The 1,585-nt window shown below is 38.8% G+C and carries 1 protein-coding gene; it reads left to right on the top strand.

The window, feature by feature from the left end; genetic code table 11:
- Window positions 1–1,527: LruC domain-containing protein (locus GD597_RS21635; RefSeq protein ID WP_171610008.1), on the top strand; the 1,527-nt coding region annotated here is incomplete at its 5' end.
- Window positions 1,528–1,585: the final 58 nt, after the last annotated feature.

The following is a 1,585-nucleotide window of genomic DNA, read 5'->3' as shown; positions in this document are numbered from 1 at the left end:
ATGGGTGGTTACGATGGTAACGGCAGACCTACCAATCTGGTTAGCCCCGGTGATGTAGTTTCGGCTGAGTTGCTTTCTTTTATCAATGCTTCTTTGCCTGAAACAAAACCTGTTCCTACTTTTCACCCTGATTATCTTACACAAACTGCAGAAACCAACCTGAACATTACTGCACTTTCTGATGTGTTTGTAACTTTTGTACATGAAGGTGCCGGTTATTTAAACTCTTTGGGTTTTTATACTTACCCTACCAATAACCCGCCTAAAAGCATCAATGATATTAAAGACATCAATATCACTTTCCCTAATGCTTCTTTACCTGGTTCAGGTGGTGCCTTAAAATCTGGCGACAAAGTTAAACTCGGCCGCTTTGAAGCAGGTACTTCTATTGGGTTTGTATTGTTTCAGAATGCATGGAATAGCAAATCGGTTAATACCAGCGCTAACAAGTATTTTGCTGATGATAACCTGAATAACGAGAAAGATGGTTATAAAAGACATACTGTGTTATTGTATGATGATAAGAACAAATTGTTCCTGGTTGGTTTTGAAGACCAGCAAAGAGATAACAATGGCAGTGATAATGATTTTAACGACCTGATGTTCTATGCCACTTCTAACCCTGTAGAAGCTATTTCACATGAAGATGTAAATCCTATTGACAAACCAGTAGATGCTGATAAAGATGGTGTGAACGATACGTATGATAAATTCCCAACTGATCCTACAAGAGCATATATTAACTACTATCCTGCTGAGGACAAATGGGGTACTTTAAACTTTGAAGATCTTTGGCCTTCTGAAGGAGATTATGATGTGAATGATTTAGTATTGGGTTACCGTTATACCTACATTAAAAATGCACAAAACAAAACAGTTGAAATGTATGGCGATTATGCAGTACGTGCTGTAGGTGCTACCTTCTTGAATGGTTTTGGTGTTCAGTTCCCATTCAGCAACAGTCAGGTAGCTAAGGTTAGCGGACAAAAACTGGTGGGTGGTTATATTAAAACCAATGGTAATGGTACCGAAGCCGGACAAAGCAACGCTGTTATCATTCCTTTTGACAATACAAAAGCTATCTTCCCTGATGGTGGCATGATTAACACTTTTGCAGGTGCATCTAAAAAAACAGGCGATACAGCGCATATTTATATCGCATTTAACTCAGCTTTATCTTCAGACGAATTGGGTGTGGCTCCTTATAACCCCTTCCTTATCAGCAAACAAGTGCGTGGTAATGAAGTACACTTACCAGGTACCAAACCTACTGACCTTGCCAATACCAAACTTTTTGGCACTGCAGAAGATAAAACCAACCCTGCTAAAAACACTTATTACCTGAGCAATAAAAACTGGCCTTATGCTATGAACTATGCAGAAACTTTTGATTACCCAATTGAAAAAATCAGTATAGCCAAAGCATACACCAAATTCCTGGAATGGGCTAAATCGGGTGGTGTGAATTACGCAGATTGGTATAAAGACATTAGCGGTTACAGAGTATCAGCATATATATACAAGTAGAGTGGTTTCATTTGGAAGTTAGGTTTAGAAAAGTGTCTGCAATTGCAGGCACTTTTTT

Source organism: Limnovirga soli, from assembly GCF_013106755.1.
In the GTDB taxonomy this organism is placed as follows: domain Bacteria; phylum Bacteroidota; class Bacteroidia; order Chitinophagales; family Chitinophagaceae; genus Limnovirga; species Limnovirga soli.
This window is presented reverse-complemented; position numbering and strand designations above follow the sequence as displayed.